This window comes from Lacihabitans soyangensis, from assembly GCF_024343775.1.
GTDB lineage: Bacteria > Bacteroidota > Bacteroidia > Cytophagales > Spirosomataceae > Leadbetterella > Leadbetterella soyangensis.
Genome location: NZ_RJUF01000034.1, coordinates 1 through 19,755, shown reverse-complemented (window position 1 = coordinate 19,755; position 19,755 = coordinate 1). Strand labels below are relative to the sequence as shown.

Below are 19,755 nucleotides of genomic sequence, written 5' to 3'. Positions count from 1 at the left end.
TTTCGATTAAATCAATTATCAATTAATTAACTTTTGAATATATGAAAAACAATGTTTTCGACACCATTAGACGGGTTTTGGTATCCGTTTTTTTGTTGTTTTTTGTCAACGGCCTCTTTGCTCAGACCAAGGTAAATGTTCTGGTTTTTAGCAAAACGGCGGCTTTTAGACATCAATCTATTGAAGCAGGAAAGACTGCTTTGGCCAAAATGGCCAAGGAAAAGGGTTTTGGCGTTAGTTTTACTGAAGATGCGGCCCAGTTTACCGAACTAAACTTGAAGAAGTTCAACACCGTCATTTTCTTGAATACCACAGGAGATATTCTGAATAATGAGCAACAGAATGCTTTCGAACGCTATATACAAGCAGGTGGCGGTTATGTGGGTATTCACGCAGCCACGGATACAGAGTACGAATGGCCTTGGTACAACCAATTGGCAGGTGCTTGGTTTCTAGATCACCCTATGCCCAACAATGTTCAAAAAGGAAGATTTTATGTAACCCAAAAGAACGAATTCACAGCAGGAATGCCAGACTCTTTTGAGCGTTCTGACGAATTTTATGCCTTCAAAGATATTTCTCCGAAAATCAATGTGGTGCTTAAAATCGATGAAAAAAGCTACACAGGTGGCAAAAATGGTGACAATCACCCGATGAGTTGGTACCAAGAATTTCAAGGCGGACGCTCATTCTACACGGCAATGGGACACACAGATGAAACATTTTCTGAGCCCTTGTTCTTGAATCATTTATACGCAGGTATCAAATATACCACTGGTGGAGATGCTCCTAAACCATTGGATTTTTCAAAAGCTCGTCCAGAAGAAAACCGTTTTACAAAAGTAGTGCTCGAAGAAAAGCTAGACGAACCTGTAGAGCTAAGTGTTTTGGATAAAGACCGTGTGCTTTTCATTCAAAGGAAAGGTGAAGTGAGACTTTACAATTCAAAAACAAAGACTCTAAAAACCATTGCCAAACTTCCGGTTAGTTTAAAATATGTCAACAAAGAAGGAAAAGAATCCGTAGCCGAAGATGGACTTTTGGGCTTAAACAAAGACCCTAAGTTTGCTCAGAATCAGTGGATTTACCTCTATTATTCTTCTACAAAAGGATCTTATAACGTTCTTTCGAGATTTACCATGAAAGGCGATGAGATTCACCTGGATTCTGAAAAAGAAATGTTGAAAGTAGAAACCCAACGTGAAGAGTGCTGCCATACGGGCGGATCTATCGATTGGGATAAGCAAGGAAACTTGTACTTATCTACGGGCGACAACACCAATCCACATGCTTCAAATGGCTATAGCCCAAGCGACGAACGTCCAGGCAGAAGTCCATGGGACGCTCAAAAATCGTCGGCAAACACCAACGATTTGCGAGGTAAAATTTTAAGAATCAAGCCGAATGCGGATGGTACTTATTCGATTCCTAGTGGGAACTTGTTTAGCCCCCTAGCCCCCAGTGGAGGAAAGTATTCTGCTTCGTTGGCTCCCCCATCGGGGGCGGGGGGGGCAACCCGTCCTGAAATCTACACCATGGGACATCGTAACCCATACAGGATATCCGTTGACCCTAAAAATAGCAAATTGTATTGGGGTGATGTAGGTCCTGATGCTTCCAAAGCCGATCCAAAGCGTGGTCCTGACGGCACTTGTGAGTTTGGGCAAGCTGCTGCCCCTGGCAACTATGGCTGGCCACATTTTGTGGGGGACAACAAAGCCTACAATAAATTTGATTTTGCGAGCAATACTTCTGGCGATAAATGGGATTATTTGAAACCCATCAATACCTCACCAAACAACACGGGTCTCACCCTTTTGCCTGAAGCAAAAGGTGCTATGTTGTGGTATGGATACGGTGCCAGCAAGGAGTTTCCATTGTTGGGTGCAGGTGGCTGCAACCCTATGGCTGGTCCTGTATATTACAAAGATATGTTTGCAACTGCTCCACGAGCATTTCCAAAATATTACGATGGTAAATTCTTTGCCTACGAATGGATGCGTGGCTGGGTAATGGCCGTGAGTTTTGACAAAGACGGCAACTATGCCTCTATGGAGCGTTTTATGCCTAGCTACAAATTCAGCAATCCGATGGACATGGAGTTTGCGGAAAATGGCGATTTGTATATGCTAGAGTATGGTAGTGGCTGGTTTACGGCCAACGACGATGCCCGATTGATTCGTATCGAGTACAACGGCTTTAACCGTAAGCCGCAAATTCAGGTGGCAGCTAATCAGATGGGTGGAGCTATTCCATTTAACTTAAAACTATCTGCCAAAGGCACTAGCGATGCCGATGGAGACCCTCTGAAATATTCTTGGAAGATTACCTCGAACAATGGTTTTGTAAAAGTTATACCGGCTCAGGATGCTAACATAACCTTAACTACTGCTGGTGTTTACAAGGCCACGCTGACCGTAAATGATGGCAAAGGTGGTATCAACTCTCAGTCGATGGAAATAACGGCAGGAAACGAGCCACCAATTCTGAGTCTGGATATGCCGAAGGCCAACAAGAGTTTCTATATCGCCAACAAATCGTTTGATTACGAAATAAAAGTCAAAGACAAGGAAGATGGCGATTTGGATAACGGCATTTCTCCCGAAAATGTGGCGGTTAACATTGATTACCTGGCCGAAGGTTATGACAAAAACATGATAGCCATGGGTCACCGCTCGGCTGACGAGGGTGCGGCTTTTGCAAAAGGCAAAAAGCTGATAGAAGCCAGCGATTGTATGGCTTGTCACAAGAAGGATTCAAAATCTATCGGGCCATCTTATCGTGATGTTTCGGTGAAATACAAAGGCGATAGTAAAGCCTTAGAAACCCTGACCAAGAAGATTTTGTCAGGCGGAAGTGGTGTTTGGGGAGAAACGGCCATGGCTGCCCACCCACAAATCTCAACTGCCGATGCTTCTGAAATGGTGAAGTATATCTTGAACATATCCAACGAAAAACCGAAATCTTCCTTACCAGTAAAAGGTACGTTCACGACCAAAGCTCCAGCAACCGACAAAAACAAAGGGGTTTATATTGTGCGTGCGGCCTATGAAGACCAAGGTGCCAACGGCTTGCCAGCCTTGAAGTCAGAGCAAAGTTTTGTCTTGAGAAACTCCAAATTAGACGCACACGGATTTGACGAATACGTGGACATCAACAAAATGGCTTTTGGCGGCAATAACTTGGCCATCCCTTCAAAATCAGGAGCTTACATGGTCATGAAGCAAGTGGATTTAACGGGTGTTTCAGAGATACAAGTGTCTGCTACCGCACCAAAGCCTCAACTCGGTGCAGTGGGCGGAACAGTAGAGGCACGTCTCGGTAGTAAGTCGGGTGCACTACTTGGGCGTTCGGCATTTTTGGAGCCTTCGGAGAAAATGGATTTCACACCTAAAACCATTTCTGTACCTATTCAATTGCCTGCAAATCTGGATAGTAAGTTGCAAGACATCTATTTGGTTTATTCCAATCCGACAGCCGAAGGTTCACTGATGGTGGTCATGGGAGTTGAGTTTAAATTGGCCTATGAGAGCTCATTAAAAGAACCTGCTAAAGTTGAGACTTCCAGTGCCAACGACTACTTTGTAGGTACTTGGACGACTACTATTTTTGGAACACCTAACGGAGATGTTACGTTTGATATGGTTTTTGAGCGAAATAATGGGGTCTTATCTGGGAAAATGGTTTCTCAACAAATGGGCAGCCAGGCTTTAGAAAAATTAGAGGAAATTGATGCCGAAAAAATCAAGTTGTCGTTTTCGGCCAATGGCATGAGCATTAGTATGGAACTAAACAAAGAAAATGCCGATAACCTCAAAGGCAAAGTAATGGGTATGCTAGAGGTAAAAGGAAGTAGGGTGAAATGAATGAGGATTGTAGATTGACGATTGTAGATTGAGGATTTACGATTTTTGATTTACGATTTTTGATTTAGGATTACTGTCATCCCAAAAAAATAAAAAAATGAAATCTTTATATCGCCCTGCACTGTTTGAACACAGTCAAAATTCTCAAAAGGGAATATTTTTATTATAGTTTGGATGTAAGAATTTTGAATGTGTGAGTTTGCAGGGTGCAGTTTTTTTTGCTTCGTTTTTTTTTGAAAAAAAATGAAGGCCCCGCCGGCTAGGCGACGCCAGTCAGTAGGAGCGTAGTTTTTAAGTAGAATAAATAAAGGTTAAATGAACACTGAGGGTCGATTTTTTTTATTAAATTCACTTTGGTCGGATCACAGAAATAAGGATTTACGATTTTGGATTTTTTTGGATTGGAATTTAATTAACATAAACAAAAGTGGCGACTCGACGCATTAACAAATGAAAAAAGTAAGTATGATTTTATTTGCCTTGATATTCGGATTGGCAACCGCAGGTTTTGCTCAAACCTCAAGCAATTTCTTTGAAGGAAAATGGAATGTTTTGGTAAAAGGTACTCCAGAAGGTGACGCCACCATACCGATGCGTTTTGAAATCAAAGACGGAAAAATGAAAGGCTATTTTACGGCCAAAGGAGAACAAACCGAAACCGAAATGGCATCGGCCGAAGCAAAAGGTGATGAGCTCAATATGGCATTTACTATTTCTGGTTACGACATTACCTTGCTTATCACCAAAAAAGACGATGACCATGCCACAGGCAAACTGATGGACATGTTTGAGGTGGAAGCCACGAGAGTGAAATAGTAACAGTAGATTTTATCTAAAACGATGAGCCAGGCAGATTGTCTGGCTCTTTTTTTATCGGAAATAAAACGCTCTAATGTTTTACCAAGCCTAATTAGATTTTTATTAGAACTCAACAAAACGCTGATTGCGGTTGTTATTTTTTCAAACCGAAGAAGCAACTTTGTAAAGAAAAATAGAATTCTAATTTTTTAATATAAATAATAAATGGTTTTAGGGTTTTTAAATGGCTCTCAAAATGAAGTAATCGATTTACTGATGAGAATAAAATCCGTTTAATACCAATCAAAAGAGTAATCAATTTTCACTTTGAGCATCTAAATTTAAGTTTTTGTCAATTGGGTTCTCTATACTTTTTTTGTAGTCATCCGAGAAAAAAATAAAAAGAATGAAATCTTTATATCGCCCTGCACTGTTTGAACACAGTCAAAATTCTCAATATGGAACATATTTATATCTGGGAGAATAAGCGAATTTTGAATGTGTGAGTTTGCAGGCGGTCGGACGTTTCCGTGCAGTTTTTTTTGGTGGTACGCCACTCCGATTCGTTTTTTTTCGAACGGTGCCACGACTGGCAAAAATGAAGGCCCCGCCGGCCAGGCGACGCAAGTCAGTAGGGGGGAGTTGAAAATAAAATCAAAGTTAAATGACCACTGAGGGTAGATTTTTTAATAAAATTCATTTTAGTTGGATCACAATTATACTTTTTTAAACATTTTTGAAATACATTGAAAAGTAATTTAAAACTTATTTTCTTTTTCGTTTTCAGCATTTGGTGCATGGATGCCACCAATCTCTATACCATGCTTGAAGTTTCAGAATCCTATCAAAGTATCCACTCAGAAAACATAGAAGATGCCAAACCCACAGACTACGACACTGATTATAACCTCAAATTAAAAAAGATAACTTTTCCTCCAGCTGTTATTGAAAACGAATCCGACCATTTTTTTAGTCATATCCTTAGTTGGCATCCTATTTACATTGAAGTAAATTCCCCTCCTCCCGATTCGGTGGTTTAATTCCTTTTTTCTGATTTTAACATAAACCAACCTGCATGGCCTTGTATTTCCATGACAGGTCCAAATCAATTTGCCTAAAATGAACAAACTTCCAATTTTACTGGGGTGTTGCTTACTTATATTTTCATGTAAAAAAGAAAACAGCCAGAACAACGAAAAAATAGAAACCTATCCTGTAACTACCCCTGTGCAGGTTTCGCCCAATGTCAACGTGGACTACGTGACACAAATAAACGGTATTCAGAACGTAGAGATTAGGTCAAGAATTAAGGGCTACCTCGACAAGGTTCTGGTTGACGAAGGCAAGTATGTAAAGAAAGACCAGGTGATGTTTACCATTTACAATCCTGAGTTGAAGGAGCATTTGGCAAAAGCCACGGCGGTTTTTAAGAGTATTTCTACAGAGCTCAAAGATGCCGAACTCCAGTTCGCAAATGTCAAACGATTGGTGGAGAAAAATGTGGTTTCTACCACAGAATTGGAGTTGGCCAAAAACAAAGTAGAGATGATCAAGGCCAAGCTGGAGGAAGCCAAAGCCGAGCAGGCCGCTGCACAAATCCAAACTACTTACACGCAAATAAGAGCTCCTTTTGGGGGTATTGTCAGTAGAATTCCCAACAAAATCGGGACACTCGTAGAAGACGGAACACTGCTGACAACGGTTTCAAACAACGAGCAGGTATTTGCTTATTTTGATGTATCTGAAAAAGAATATCTCAACTATATGAAGTCCCTAAGCGATGCCTCGCTGCACGCCGACGAAGCTACGCTGATATTAGCCAATGACGACATACACACCGAGAAGGGCATTGTAGAAACCACCGAGGGGCAGATAGACCCCAACACAGGTAACATAGCCTTCCGTGCAAGATTTAAAAATCCCAAGTTGATCATAAAGAATGGTGCCAGTGGTAAGGTAAGGCTGCTGAAACGTTTTCAGAACGCCACCATCATTCCGCAGAAGTCTACTTTTGAGATTCAAGACCGAACTTATGTTTTTGTATTGAATGCCAAAAACGAAATCAAAACAAGAGCGGTAAGCATCAATGCAAGGATACCGCATTTCTTCATCATCAACAATGGTCTTTCTTTGACAGACAGGATAATTTTTGAAGGTGTGCAAAACCTCAAAGACGGCATGATTGTAAAGCCCGAACTCGTGAATCTTATGGATGAATACAATAAACTTAACAAAATTCAGCCATAAATATGTTTACGCAATTTATCAATAGACCAATTCTTTCTTTGGTCATTTCCATATTTATTGTGTTGCTGGGCCTTTTGGCTATGTTTAGCCTCCCGATTACACAATACCCCGATATTGCCCCACCTGCGGTTGCCGTAACGACCAAATACACAGGAGCCAACGCCGAAGTTTGTTCCAAGGCGGTAGTTACACCACTCGAAAGAGCCATCAATGGTGTTCCGGGCATGACCTACATGACGAGTGTCTCAGGAAACGACGGAACGAGTATCATTCAGGTGTATTTTGAGGTAGGGACCGACCCAGACGTGGCCGCCGTAAACGTTCAGAACCGAGTAACCACCGTGTTAGACGAACTCCCAGAGGAAGTTATAAAGGCAGGTGTATCTACCGAAAAAGAGGTGAACAGTATGCTTATGTACATCAACCTCATCAGTGAGGACCCCACTGTGGATGAGAAATTCATTTACAATTTCGCAGATATCAACGTCTTGGCTGAATTAAAAAGGATTGACGGTGTGGGATTTGTGGATATTATGGGTTCGCGTGAGTATGCCATGCGGATATGGCTCAAACCCAACCAAATGGATGCTTACAATATATCTGCTGAGGACATTGTGACGGCTCTGAGGCAACAGAACGTAGAAGCAGCACCCGGAAAAATTGGCGAAAGCTCAGGAAGAACACCTCAAGCCATGCAATATGTGCTTAGGTATACGGGTAAAATGACCGATAAAACCCAATATGAAAATTTGATCATCAAGGCGACAGAATCAGGTGAAATGCTTAGACTGAGGGATGTGGCAGATATAGAATTTGGCTCTCTCGATTACGACGTACTCTCAAAAGAAAATGGAAAGCCGTCTGCGGCGATAGTTCTCAAACAAAGGCCAGGCTCCAATGCATCCGAAGTTATCCAAAACATCAAAGACCGTCTGGATTTTCTGAAAAGCACTTCTTTTCCTCCAGGCATGACCTACACCATCAGTTATGATGTTTCTAGGTTTCTTGATGCCAGTATCGCTGAGGTTTTGAAGACCTTAATTGAGGCCTTTATTTTGGTGGCTTTGGTGGTTTTTCTCTTTCTTCAAGATTTCAGATCTACCATCATTCCTATTTTGGCCGTACCCGTTTCATTGATAGGCACGTTTGCGTTTATGCAGCTTTTTGGTTTTTCTATCAATCTACTCACACTGTTTGCTTTGGTGTTGGCCATTGGTATTGTGGTCGATAACGCCATAGTGGTTGTAGAAGCCGTTCATGCCAAAATGGAAGAAAAACACCTCAACGCCCGTGAAGCCACTATAGAGTCTATGTCGGAGATTAGCGGGGCTATTGTGGCCATAACTTTGGTGATGTCTGCTGTGTTTGTGCCAGTAGCCTTTTTGAGTGGACCGGTAGGGGTGTTTTACCGACAGTTTTCCATCACCATGGCTATTTCTATTGTTATTTCGGGTGTCAATGCCCTTACACTTACACCAGCTTTGTGTGCTATATTATTGAAAAATAATCATTTACATCCCAAAAAACAGAATTGGCTGAGTAGATTTTTTGGTAGTTTCAACAAGGGTTATGACCGCCTTTCTGAAAAATACAAGGCTATTTTAGATGTTATCGTCAATAGGCGGGTGATTACCTTTGGTATTCTATTGGTCTTTGTTTTAGGGAGTTGGGGAGTAGGCAAAGTGCTACCCACAGGCTTTATTCCTACCGAAGACCAAGGCACTATCTATGTCAACGTTACCACCCCAGCTGGGGCTACCTTGGAGCGTACAGAGTCAGTCATGAACGAAATTGACAAAATTGCCCAAAAAATAGATGCCGTAGAATCAATCTCCAGCTTGGCGGGTTTCAGTATGATGACCGACGGCGTGGGTGCCTCTTTTGGTATGAGCACCATCAATCTCAAACCATGGAGTGAACGAAAAGCCACTGCTGACGACGTAAAAGATGCCTTAACTGAAAAGACCAATCATATCAAAGGGGCTGAGATACAATTTTTTCCTCCTCCAGCAGTGCCGGGCTTTGGTAACGCAAGTGGATTTGAGCTTCGACTTTTGGATAAAACAGGTAGTGGAAACCTCCAAAACACTGCTCAAGTGGCAGAGAAATTTATGGCGGCACTGAGAGCTCGTCCTGAAATTAAGGATGTTTTCTCGAGTTTCAATCCCAACTTCCCGCAATACATGATTCATGTGGACCAAGCCATGGCTGCACAAAAGGGAATCTCGGTGGATGCCGCCATGAGTAACTTGCAGTCACTCATAGGAAGTTATTATTCTACCAACTTCATACTATTTGGTCAGATGTACAAGGTGATGATTCAGGCCGATCCAAGGTACAGGGCATTGCCTGAAGACATACTAAAACTGAGAATTAAGAATAAAAATGGAGAAATGGTGCCTTACGGCATATTTAGTAGAATTGAGCGGGTTTATGGCCCTGAGCAACTCACCAGATACAACATGTACATATCGGCCATGCTCAACGGAGAGCCAGCAGAGGGATATTCGAGTGGAGATGCCATTGCGGCGGTAGAAGAGTTGGCCAAAACCACTTTGCCGAGAGGTTTTACCTTCGAATGGTCGGGCATGACCCGTGAGGAGGTATTGTCGGGTAGTCAGGTGTTTTATATCTTCTTATTGTGTTTGGTATTTGTATATCTTTTATTGTCAGCACAGTACGAAAGTTTCTTATTACCACTGCCTGTTTTGTTCTCTTTACCCGTGGGTGTATTTGGCTCTTTGTTTTTGCTTTATCTTTTTGGATTAGAGAACAACATCTACGCTCAGGTGGCCATGGTTATGCTCATTGGTCTTTTGGGCAAAAACGCCATTCTCATCATAGAATTTGCCGTTTTGAAACGCAAAGAAGGCCTCACTGTCACGCAGGCTGCTATGGAAGGTGCCATGGCACGTTTTCGGCCGATTTTGATGACCTCTTTTGCATTTATAGCAGGTCTTATTCCGCTCATGTTTGCATCAGGAGCAGGTGCCATCGGCAATAAAACCATCGGTACTGCCGCTGCGGGTGGTATGTTGTTCGGTACAGTCTTCGGAGTTTTGGTCATTCCCGGTTTGTATGTGATTTTTCAGAGTTTCACCAAAAAAACCAAAACAAGCGAATGAAAATGAATAAAGTATATATTGTCGTTAGCTTACTGTGTCTTTTGGCGGCATCGGCTTGCAAACTGCCCAAAGCTACCACAGAGCCTTCCAAATCGTTGACATTGCCTGCCACATATTTGGTGGAATCGGACACTTCCAAACGAACTCCCATGACCGTTGGGAAAAGTTTTTTTACTGAGCCGGGTCTTAAAGCCCTCATAGACACTGCACTCACCAATGCCTTTGATTTAAAGGATGCCTTGGCACGTGTAGAAATGGCCCGAGCAGGGGTGAGGCTCAATACGGGCCTCGACAAACCCACCGTGGATGGACTCCTGAGCCTAGGCCAGCGTAAGTTTGGTGATTTTACTATCGATGGAGTGGGTAACTACGACACCAAGTTTTCTGGCAATTTATCGGACAGACAAAGAATACCCACGCCAATTGTACCCGATTTGTTGATTGGCCTGCAGTCGAGCTGGGAGATAGATCTCTGGGGAAAACTCAAGAACCAAAAAAAGTCTGCGGTCGAGAAATTGCTCGTGTCGGAGGAATACAAAAATTTTGTAACCACCCAATTGGTATCTGACATCGCTTCGGCGTATTATGAGCTCATCGTGAAAGACAATGAGTTGGTTTTTCTGGACGAAAACATCACTTTGCAGTCGAGGGGCTTAGATATTGTGGAGGTTTTGAAGCAATCAGGACAAGCCAATCAGCTGGCCATAGATTTGTTCAAAGGGCAACTTTTGGCATCACAAACCATCAAAAAAGAGGTGGAATTGGAAATTCTGTTGCTCGAAAACAAGATTAATCTCTTGGTGGGACGTTTCCCTCAAAAAATTAACAGACCTACCATAGAATTGAATCAGCTCAACTTGCCGAAGTTCAATGCGGGCATTCCGTCGTCTATGTTGCTCAACAGGCCCGACTTACGTATGGCTGAGCGTGAATTATTGATTAGCAAAGCAGACTTAGAAGTGGCCAGATTGGCTTTTTATCCCAATCTCAACCTTACCGCTGGCCTTGGTTTACAAGCTTTTAGGCCATCGGTTATATTGAATCCTGGCTCTTTGGCTGCCAATACTTTTGGTAGTTTGTTGTCGCCATGGATCAACCGACGGGTTCTGGAGGCCGACCTTATGGCCTCCAAGGCTTCTCAAAAAATGGCCTACATCAACTATGACCGAACGGTCCTCACGGCATTCACGGAGGTAAACACCAGTCTAAAAACCATAGACAACGTAACGGAGCGGTTTGGACTGAAGCTGGAGGAGGTGGAGGTATTAAGAAATTCTATACAAGCTTCCAACGAGCTGTACCGATCGGGTAGGGCCACGTATTTGGAGGTGGTAACGGCCCAAAAAAATGCCTTACAGTCACAAATAGAACTCACCAACGTGCGGAAAGACCAAATAAACGCCATCATAAGCCTTTACCGCTCCTTGGGTGGCGGCTGGCAATAAGCACCCAAAAGAGCTTCAAGCGGGTTGATTCCTTGGCTTGAGGCTCTTTTGTTTTTATACGCTGACTATTCTTTCTCTTGCTCCTGATGCCATTACCGAAACGGTAAATGCAAGCCGTGACCTGCTGTTGGGAGTTTTCAGAGTTAATACAGCTCAAAATACGCTTCCATGGCGGTCAAGCAGCCCGAAACACACTCCAATGCATTTTTGTGTTGGGGTTTGTTTTTATATTGGATTTAAATTTACCAATTATCAAAATTTCTCTTCAAATTCAAAATTTAAAGCTAAATTTGAAACACCATTATTCAATTATATTAAATGAAGCTATCTGATCCATTTAAAATACTTTCACCTAACGAAAGGTGGGCTCCTTCTCAAAGTCAAATGGACGCTTTTAAAAATGCCTATGAAAAGTTGCTTCCACCTTTGGTTTATAAAATTAGACTTGCAGTTGCTAAATGGAGAGACGAAGGCTATCAAGGTGCCACTGAAACTTCAAAATCATTATTGAATTTTTGGTTCAATCAGGAACATCTAATCGGGCCGAATAAATTTAGTTTTTTCTTTTCCCAACGTGAGGCCATTGAATCAATCATTTATTTGTATGAAATCGCAAAGGCAAAAGACAAATACGAGTTAATGCGGTTTGACTCCTCTCAACGTGTCAGCACTGGTATGTTTGACGAAAACTGGACACGATATGTAATTAAAATGGCAACTGGTGCTGGTAAGACGAAAGTAATGGGCTTGACTTTGGTTTGGTCTTACTTTCATAAACTTTACGAATCAGACAGCCCACTTTCAAAGGACTTTTTAGTAATTGCTCCAAACATTATCGTATTAAACCGTTTACGCAAGGACTTTGACGGACTGAAAATGTTTTTTGAAGAACCGTTTTTCCCCGACAATGGCTATAACGACAAAGACTGGAAAAATGATTTTCAGTTAACGCTTCATATTCAAGACGACTTAAAACCAATTACAGAATCAGGAAATATTTTTCTAACAAATATTCACCGTGTTTTCTTTAACGAAGAACCTGAACAAAATTTTGAAACAACATTTTTAGGTGTTAAACCGAAACCCGATGCAGACACTTCAAAAGGTTTAGACCTTGGAAAAGTAATGCGAAGCGACAAGATTAAAGATTTGGTTGTGTTGAATGATGAAGCCCATCACATACACGACAGTTCCTTGGCTTGGTTCAAAAGCATTGAGGACATAAGCAACAAATTGAAATTGAAAAACGGTAACGGAATAAGTCTGCAAGCAGACTATTCCGCTACTCCTAAACATAACAACGGTGCTATTTTCGTTCAGACAATATGCGATTATCCTTTAGTTGAAGCTATCAAGCAAAATGTTGTAAAGTCGCCAGTATTGCCTGACGAAGCATCAAGACAAAAAATTCAAGAAAAAGATTCTTCCGACTTTGTAGAACGCTACCGAGATTATATTCATTTAGGCTATTTAGAATGGGAACAACAATATGAAGAACTCAAAAATCATAAAACGCCTATTCTTTTCATTATGACAATGAGCACCAAAGAAGCAGACCAAGCGGCTGCATTTTTGGAAAGTAATTATCCTTCAATGAAAAATTCGGTGCTGACTATTCATACCAACAATTCGGGTGAAATAAAAGAAACTGCATCAAGCAAAAAAGACAAAGAAGAGTTAGAAGCATTAAGAAAAGCAGCAGATGAAATTGACAAAGACCATTCGCCATACAAAGCCGTTGTATCGGTTTTAATGCTTCGTGAAGGTTGGGATGTTAGAAATGTAACCACCATTGTTGGGCTCCGCCCATTTGGTGCTGATTCTAAAATCCTTCCCGAGCAAACAATTGGTAGAGGTTTGCGAAAAATGTTTTCGTTGGATATGCCTGAAAAATTGGTTGTTGTTGGAACACCAGCGTTTTTAGAATTTGTTGAGAGCCTAAAAACAGAAGGTGTAGAATTTCAATACAGCCCAATGGGCAAGGGTTCTAAAGGCAAATCGCCTGTAATTGTGGAAGTGGACAAAGAAAATCCAAACAAAGATTTAGATGCTTTGGATATTCCTATTCCTCAAATGAGTCCAAGAATTTATAGGGAATTTAAAAACCTTGAATTTATTGATGTTAGCAAATTCAAAAACGAAAAAGTAATTCAGAAAAAATTCAACAGCGATGAATTGAAGGAAATTGTTTTCAATGACATTGACGGTGATTTTTCACATAAAACAGTATTTAAAGACACAACGCCTGATTACAGAAATGTAATTGCCTTTTTTACTTCTGCGATTTTAAAAGATAGCCGTTTGGTAAGTGGCTTCAATATTCTTTATCCCAAAGTGGAAAGCTTTATCAAATACCAACTTTTTACCAAAGAGGTTGAACTAAGCGACCCGCAAACAATGAGAAACCTTTCAGAAATTCATCCGAAGGAAATTCTGAAAACGACTTTCAAAAAAGCCATTGACGAATTAACCATAACCGATAAAGGAACGGCAGAAGTAAAAAACTTTATTTCCTTGAAATTAACAAAGCCGAAGGTTGCAGAAAACCAACCTTTCCTTGTTCCAAAGAAATCGGTTTTCAATAAAATCATTGGTGACAATCCCTTTGAACTAGAATTATCCTCATTCTGCGAAAGCAGATTCAGTGATGTTGTTTCGTTTGCTAAAAACACATTTGGCGAAGGTGGTGTAAACTTTAGCATTGAATACCAAAAAGAAAACGGAAATATCGCATCGTTCTTTCCCGACTTTTTTATCAAAACTTCACCTTCAACATTTTATATTTTAGAAACAAAAGGACGAGAAGATTTAGACGACCTACGAAAAATACAACGCCTTGCCACTTGGTGCAAAGACATTAACACTGCACAAAAAGAATACACTTATACGCCTGTGTATGTAAAGCAAGAGAAATGGGATGATGTAAAGAGTGATCTTAAATCATTCAATGATGTATTAAAACTTTTTGGGCTTAAAGATTTAAAAACTCTACTAACAAAAGACGAAGCAAAACGAATATTGAAAAAGGGTGCTGATGTTTCAAACTTTGGCGACCCTGTTGAGTGGCAGAAGAAAGACAGAACGGAACGTAAAATCATTGGGCTATGAGATTAGTAGATAGCAACATATTGATTTTTGCTGCAATGCCTGAATATCCACAGCTTAAGGAATTATTGGAACAGGATGATATTGCAGTTTCGGAGTTATCAAGACTTGAAGTAATGGGATTTCCAGGCTTAACTCAAGAAGCGGAAGAATTTTTTAATGCTGTTTTTTCTATAGTTACAATCTTACCAATCAGTGAAGAAGTGGTTAACAGAGCTATTGCAATACGACAACTTTATAACATAAAACCTGCTGACTCTATAATTGCTGCAACCACCTTATTGTATTGCAACGAATTAATAACACAAGATAATGGGTTCAATAGAATACCTGAGCTCATATTAAATAATCCGATTGATTTATGAATTTGAACGATACAGATAAAAACAAAATCATTGAACTAATAAAGGCAGGAGAAAAACTGCCTAAAGAATTTATCTATAAACTTTTTGCCGACGATGAAGATGTATTTCTTTTTTGGAATGGCAGAAAAGAAGATATTACAAACATTGCCCTGCCTTTTCATAGCATTGAACACATTGATGAGCCAAGAAAAGAAGCTAAAAAAGTAGGAGATAACTTCTCTATGTTTGAAACAGATTTTAGAGGCAGACAACTCAAAGGTTGGACAAACAAACTGATTTGGGGCGACAATAAATTGATTCTTTCATCATTGGCAAATGGCCCTATAAGAGAAGAGATTGAAAAAGAAGGGGGTCTGAAATTAATTTATATTGACCCACCTTTTGCCGTTGGAGCTGACTTTGGTTTTAATATTGAAATTGGTGGTGAAACAGCCGAAAAGAAGCAAAGTATTATTGAAGAAATTGCATACCGTGATACTTGGGGCAAAGGCATTTCATCGTATTTATCTATGATGTATGAAAGGCTAAAATTAATGCATAATTTATTGGCAAATGATGGGAGTATCTATATTCATTGTGATTGGAGGGTAAGCTCTCAACTAAAAATCTTATTAGATGACATTTTTGTAAGTTATAAATCAACAGAAATAATTTGGGTTTGTGGTTTAATGGGAAGTGGCGATTACTATCCAAAAGCCCACGAAACAATTTATTGTTACAAAGGGAAAAATGCAACTTTTAATCCACCACAAAGACTTGGGCTTTCTTCAAGAATTACTAAAGCCTTGCAAAAAGATGAAATTGGTTGGTTTTATACAAGAGGTGCAGAATCCAGCGGAGGCACAAATTTCTTAAAATCATACGTATCAAAAGACCCGAGTCATACAAAGCAACAAGCAATTGATTATGCAAATGAAAACAGAAATCAACCCGCTTGGAGTGTTTGGATTGGAAAAGAGGAAATAGCAACAGTATTTAATGATAATCCTGTTGGAACTTATGCTTTTACTCAAACAGAAAGCGTTGGATATCCCACCCAAAAACCTGAAGCCCTTCTCGAACGCATCATCAAAGCAAGCAGTAATGAAGGTGATTTAGTGGCAGACTTTTTTTGTGGTAGTGGCACTACTGCAGCAGTTGCGGAAAAATTGGGGCGTAAATGGATTACAACGGATTTAGGCAGATTTTCTGTGCATACAGCAAGAAAACGATTAATTGGTGTGCAAAGAGAATTACAAGCAAGCGGAAAAGATTTCAGGGCTTTTGAATTACTCAACCTTGGTAAATATGAACGTCAGTTTTTTATGGACGACCTTACCAATGGAAAACGCAAAGCCAAAGAGGATTTGTATGTAGATTTAATATTGGAAGCCTACAAAGCAAAACGCATAGACGGACACAGCACTTTACACGGAAGCAAAGCAGGCCGTTTTGTAAATGTTGGCCCTTTAGATGTGCCAGTAACACAAAGCCGTTTGATGGATATTTTTGAAGAATGCTGTCAAAAACTATACACACAAGTTGATGTGTTGGGTTTTGAATTTGAAATGGGTTTAACTCCACAATTCATTCAGGAGCTAAAAGAGAAAGGCGTTTCCGTAACATTGAAATACATTCCAAAAGATGTGTTTGATAAACGAGCAGTTGAAAAAGGTCAAGTGAGATTCTTTGATGTAGCTTACCTAAACACCAAAGAAAAAGTAAAAGGCAAATCCATAACCATTGAACTTACTGACTTTGTTACACACTACACACAAGACGATATTGAAGAACTACAACAATCAATGAGAGCCGGAAGTAAAATTGTAATTGAAGACGGACAAATATTCAAAATTGAAAAAGATAAAAACGGTATCATCACCAGAACAGTGCTAACAAAAAACTGGTTCGATTGGATTGATTATTGGGCAATTGATTTTGATTATCTCAGTCGTAAGGAAATTATTAAAATAAAAAAGGACGATGGTACAGTAGAAGAACAATGGACTGGTAACTATTTGTTTGAAAATGAATGGCAAAGTTTCAGAACTAAGAAAAACCCAACACTTGAATTTACAAGTATTGCCTATGAATATAAAGCCGCAGGTAAATACAAAGTAATGGTTAAAGTGGTAGATATTTTAGGAATTGATACTAGTAAAATAATTGATGTTAATATAATTTAAAAACTAAAGATATTGGGGGCAGAAGGTCGAAATGATACGTTTAACAAAGGTTACTTATCAGGAAATACGCTGGTAAGGACGGATAATACCAATTTCCAAATCTTCCATATAAGGAAAGAAAGAGGAAATAGTTTTCAACAGTATCTCTACTGTTGTAATCCTGAGGTTATGTCTAAGGAGGCATTTTCTGAGCATACAATTTATGTTTATGAATTTGAGAACAAAGATAATAATTTCTATACCTGAATAGAGTAGCGTTGCCCAATTCAGAAATGAATGAAAGCTTCGAAAGAGCATGTACATTTCAAACCTGCTACGATTAGTCTGCCCCCTCTTTTTTTAATATGGAATTAGAAAAATGGTTTAAATTAAAAAAGTATCCTCATATCGGTTTACCAATTACTATCAAGGATTATAGTTGGGTTAAGGAATATGTAGAAAATCCAATTAAAATTAAGAAACACAGTTTTCTGCCTTTAATTCATAAATCCATAGTTCAAAGAAAATTTCGTGCAGATACATCTATAGTTTCTAAAAACCCTAGTGGCAAAAGAATTCGCAAAAAGGGAATTCCTAAAGTTCGCGATATCTATTTCTCTTCACATTTGGATTCAATTATCTTTTCTAAATACAATGAAATATTGTGCGATGCCTATGAAAAGTATATCCTAAATAAGGACTTTAATAATAGTATTGTAGCCTACAGGAAAATACCATTAACACCAGGTTCTGAGAAAAATAGTTGTAATATTGATTTTGCCAAAACAAGTTTTGAATTTATAAAAGACAAATCAACAAAGAAATTAACAGTAATAATTGCAGATGTAACCTCCTTTTTCGATAATTTAAATCATAAGATTCTTAAAAAACAATGGACTAAAGTATTGAAAAAAACAACTCTACCTGATGATCATTATAATTTATTTAAAACTCTTACCAATATTAAGTATCTAGAATCGGAGCAACTTTTTGAGGCGTACGATAATACCATGTGGGTACAAACTGGTATTCCAAATTCATCTACGGAAAAAGTTTTTAAAAGAAAAGATATAAAAAAAAGTATCTTTTTTAAAGAAAAGAATGCTGTAGCCTATTGTGATAAAGAAGAATTTATCAAAAATAATTTAAACCTAATAATATCTAAAAATAACGAAAGAGGAATACCTCAAGGAAGTCCAATTAGTGCAACTTTGGCAAATATTTACATGTTAGAGTTTGACGAATTGGTTTTCAATAAAATTTCAAGTATTAATGGGTTCTATCAAAGATACTCCGATGATTTAATTATTATTTGTGAGCAAGACTATGAAGATGAAATAATAAAATATTTGAGAGATAAAATTGATTCAGTAACGGATTTGAAAATTGAACCAAGTAAAACAAAGGTATTTAGATTTGAAGAGTTAAGTGGAAAGTATACTGGCTTTCAAATTGATGAAAATACAAAAGCAATTAATTTAAATAAGACATTAGAATATTTAGGCTTTTCTTTGTAACGTCCTGAAATAATGATACAGGTTTTTTAAAAGTTAAAAATACAATCTTTAGACAGTAGTAGCATCAATGTTACTACTGTTTTTTTTTGATTTATATGTTTTCATTTTTATTTCGGACTGTTGATGCATTTCATGAGGTGTTAGTAAGTAATTAGAAATATGAGGTCTTTTATGGTTATATGTATGAACAGACTCTTTGACCAATTTTCCTATTTCTTCTAGCTCTAAATCGTACTGGTCAATTTTAAATTCTTGTTTTAAAATACCATTTATTCTTTCCGCTACTGCATTTTCATATGGGTCTGAGTTTTGTGTCATACTGCATAAAACTTTGTGTTTTGATAATATCTCTTGATATATATTTGAACAATATTGCAGACCTCTATCGGAATGGTGTATTAATGGCAATCCCTTCGATTTTCTTTCTCTCAATGCCATTTTTAGAGCTTTTACGCTACTTTCAGCATTTAAATTATCAGCAACATTAAACCCCATTATTCTTTTCGAATAGGCATCGGTCACTAAGCTTAGATACCTTGGTTTCTCTCTTCTTCCAATGTAAGTGATATCCGAAACCCAAACCTGATTTGGTCTTTTTATATCAATATTTAGGATTAGATTATCATGCTTTTTAAACCGATGTTTAGAGTTTGTAGTTACATGATAACGGCGTCTTGGCTGAATAAAAAGATGATTTGCTTTCATTATCGCAAAGAATTTATCTCTGCCAATATCAAGACTTTGTAGCTCTTTATTTAAGATATAGTATAACTTTTTGCCACCAATCATTGGCATCGTTTTTCTAACTTCTAATATCATATCCACAACTACTTCGGCTTTAAAAATCTTGACCTCCTTTCTTTTTATACTCCTGTAATACACCTGTCTATCAATCCCGAACAAATGACAGGCAAAACTCAAGGTTTGGTTTTCTTCTTGTCTAAATTGATCGATTGTTCGGGTGAGGAGTTTTTTCGGATATCAATTTGATATTCTTTTTCAGCTAAATTTATCATCATATCAAAGATGATTGCTTTTTTATCTGAAACATTGGCTAAATGTTCATAATAAGCTCTTTGTTTTTCTAAAAGCTTAACCTTAGCCTCAAGCTCCATTATTCTTTGCTCAGGTGTTTTCGGCATA

At 39.0% G+C, this 19,755-nt stretch carries 12 protein-coding genes and 1 pseudogene; 11 read left to right on the top strand and 2 right to left on the bottom strand.

The window, feature by feature from the left end:
- The first annotated feature begins 41 nt into the window (after window positions 1-41).
- From EGI31_RS11755 to EGI31_RS11705, 11 genes are all read left to right on the top strand, one after another.
- Complete coding sequence (locus EGI31_RS11755; protein ID WP_255037428.1) at window positions 42-3,866, top strand: ThuA domain-containing protein; 3,825 nt, start codon at window positions 42-44, stop codon at window positions 3,864-3,866.
- 450 nt (window positions 3,867-4,316) lie between these two features.
- Window positions 4,317-4,682 (top strand): hypothetical protein, encoded by a 366-nt coding sequence (locus tag EGI31_RS11750; RefSeq protein WP_255037427.1) that lies wholly within the window; start codon window positions 4,317-4,319, stop codon window positions 4,680-4,682.
- A gap of 728 nt (window positions 4,683-5,410) precedes the next feature.
- Window positions 5,411-5,704 (top strand): hypothetical protein, encoded by a 294-nt coding sequence (locus tag EGI31_RS11745; RefSeq protein ID WP_255037426.1) that lies wholly within the window; start codon window positions 5,411-5,413, stop codon window positions 5,702-5,704.
- A 79-nt stretch (window positions 5,705-5,783) separates the two neighbouring features.
- Window positions 5,784-6,911, top strand: coding sequence for an efflux RND transporter periplasmic adaptor subunit (locus EGI31_RS11740; protein ID WP_255037425.1), 1,128 nt, complete (start codon window positions 5,784-5,786; stop codon window positions 6,909-6,911).
- A 2-nt stretch (window positions 6,912-6,913) separates the two neighbouring features.
- Window positions 6,914-10,036, top strand: a complete 3,123-nt coding sequence (locus tag EGI31_RS11735) for an efflux RND transporter permease subunit (RefSeq protein WP_255037424.1) — start codon at window positions 6,914-6,916, stop codon at window positions 10,034-10,036.
- Window positions 10,037-10,038: 2 nt separating this feature from the next.
- Complete coding sequence (locus tag EGI31_RS11730) at window positions 10,039-11,481, top strand: TolC family protein (protein ID WP_255037423.1); 1,443 nt, start codon at window positions 10,039-10,041, stop codon at window positions 11,479-11,481.
- A gap of 318 nt (window positions 11,482-11,799) precedes the next feature.
- Window positions 11,800-14,589, top strand: a complete 2,790-nt coding sequence (locus tag EGI31_RS11725; protein WP_255037422.1) for a DEAD/DEAH box helicase — start codon at window positions 11,800-11,802, stop codon at window positions 14,587-14,589.
- Window positions 14,586-14,951 carry a type II toxin-antitoxin system VapC family toxin gene (locus EGI31_RS11720; protein WP_255037421.1) on the top strand — a complete coding sequence of 122 codons (366 nt, stop codon included), beginning with the start codon at window positions 14,586-14,588 and terminating at the stop codon, window positions 14,949-14,951. Before EGI31_RS11725 ends, EGI31_RS11720 begins: the two co-directional genes overlap by 4 nt.
- On the top strand, window positions 14,948-17,116 hold the full coding sequence (locus tag EGI31_RS11715; protein WP_255037420.1) for a DNA methyltransferase: 2,169 nt from the start codon (window positions 14,948-14,950) through the stop codon (window positions 17,114-17,116). Before EGI31_RS11720 ends, EGI31_RS11715 begins: the two co-directional genes overlap by 4 nt.
- A 12-nt stretch (window positions 17,117-17,128) precedes the next feature.
- The gene (locus EGI31_RS11710) at window positions 17,129-17,362 is read left to right on the top strand and encodes a hypothetical protein (RefSeq protein ID WP_255037419.1); all 234 of its coding nucleotides are present in this window, start codon (window positions 17,129-17,131) and stop codon (window positions 17,360-17,362) included.
- Between the two features lie 98 nt (window positions 17,363-17,460).
- Window positions 17,461-18,612: a reverse transcriptase domain-containing protein gene (locus tag EGI31_RS11705; RefSeq protein ID WP_255037418.1), complete on the top strand. Its 1,152-nt coding sequence runs from the start codon at window positions 17,461-17,463 to the stop codon at window positions 18,610-18,612.
- Between the two features lie 48 nt (window positions 18,613-18,660).
- Here the strand turns inward: EGI31_RS11705 and EGI31_RS11700 are convergent, their stop codons facing one another.
- Together EGI31_RS11700 and EGI31_RS11695 are read right to left on the bottom strand one after the other, a co-directional pair.
- Entirely contained in the window at window positions 18,661-19,494 is an 834-nt protein-coding gene (locus tag EGI31_RS11700) for an IS3 family transposase (protein WP_255037445.1), read from the bottom strand.
- A gap of 35 nt (window positions 19,495-19,529) precedes the next feature.
- A pseudogene (locus tag EGI31_RS11695) lies at window positions 19,530-19,755 on the bottom strand (transposase); the annotation flags it as partial.

Excerpts from the sequence above, each read along its gene's own strand:
- EGI31_RS11755 (WP_255037428.1), top strand. The coding sequence starts at position 42 with ATGAAAAACAATGTTTTCGACACCATTAGACGGGTTTTGGTATCCGTT.
- EGI31_RS11750 (WP_255037427.1), top strand. The coding sequence starts at position 4,317 with ATGAAAAAAGTAAGTATGATTTTATTTGCCTTGATATTCGGATTGGCA.
- EGI31_RS11740 (WP_255037425.1), top strand. The coding sequence starts at position 5,784 with ATGAACAAACTTCCAATTTTACTGGGGTGTTGCTTACTTATATTTTCA.
- EGI31_RS11735 (WP_255037424.1), top strand. The coding sequence starts at position 6,914 with ATGTTTACGCAATTTATCAATAGACCAATTCTTTCTTTGGTCATTTCC.
- EGI31_RS11730 (WP_255037423.1), top strand. The coding sequence starts at position 10,039 with ATGAATAAAGTATATATTGTCGTTAGCTTACTGTGTCTTTTGGCGGCA.
- EGI31_RS11725 (WP_255037422.1), top strand. The coding sequence starts at position 11,800 with ATGAAGCTATCTGATCCATTTAAAATACTTTCACCTAACGAAAGGTGG.
- EGI31_RS11720 (WP_255037421.1), top strand. The coding sequence starts at position 14,586 with ATGAGATTAGTAGATAGCAACATATTGATTTTTGCTGCAATGCCTGAA.
- EGI31_RS11715 (WP_255037420.1), top strand. The coding sequence starts at position 14,948 with ATGAATTTGAACGATACAGATAAAAACAAAATCATTGAACTAATAAAG.
- EGI31_RS11705 (WP_255037418.1), top strand. The coding sequence starts at position 17,461 with ATGGAATTAGAAAAATGGTTTAAATTAAAAAAGTATCCTCATATCGGT.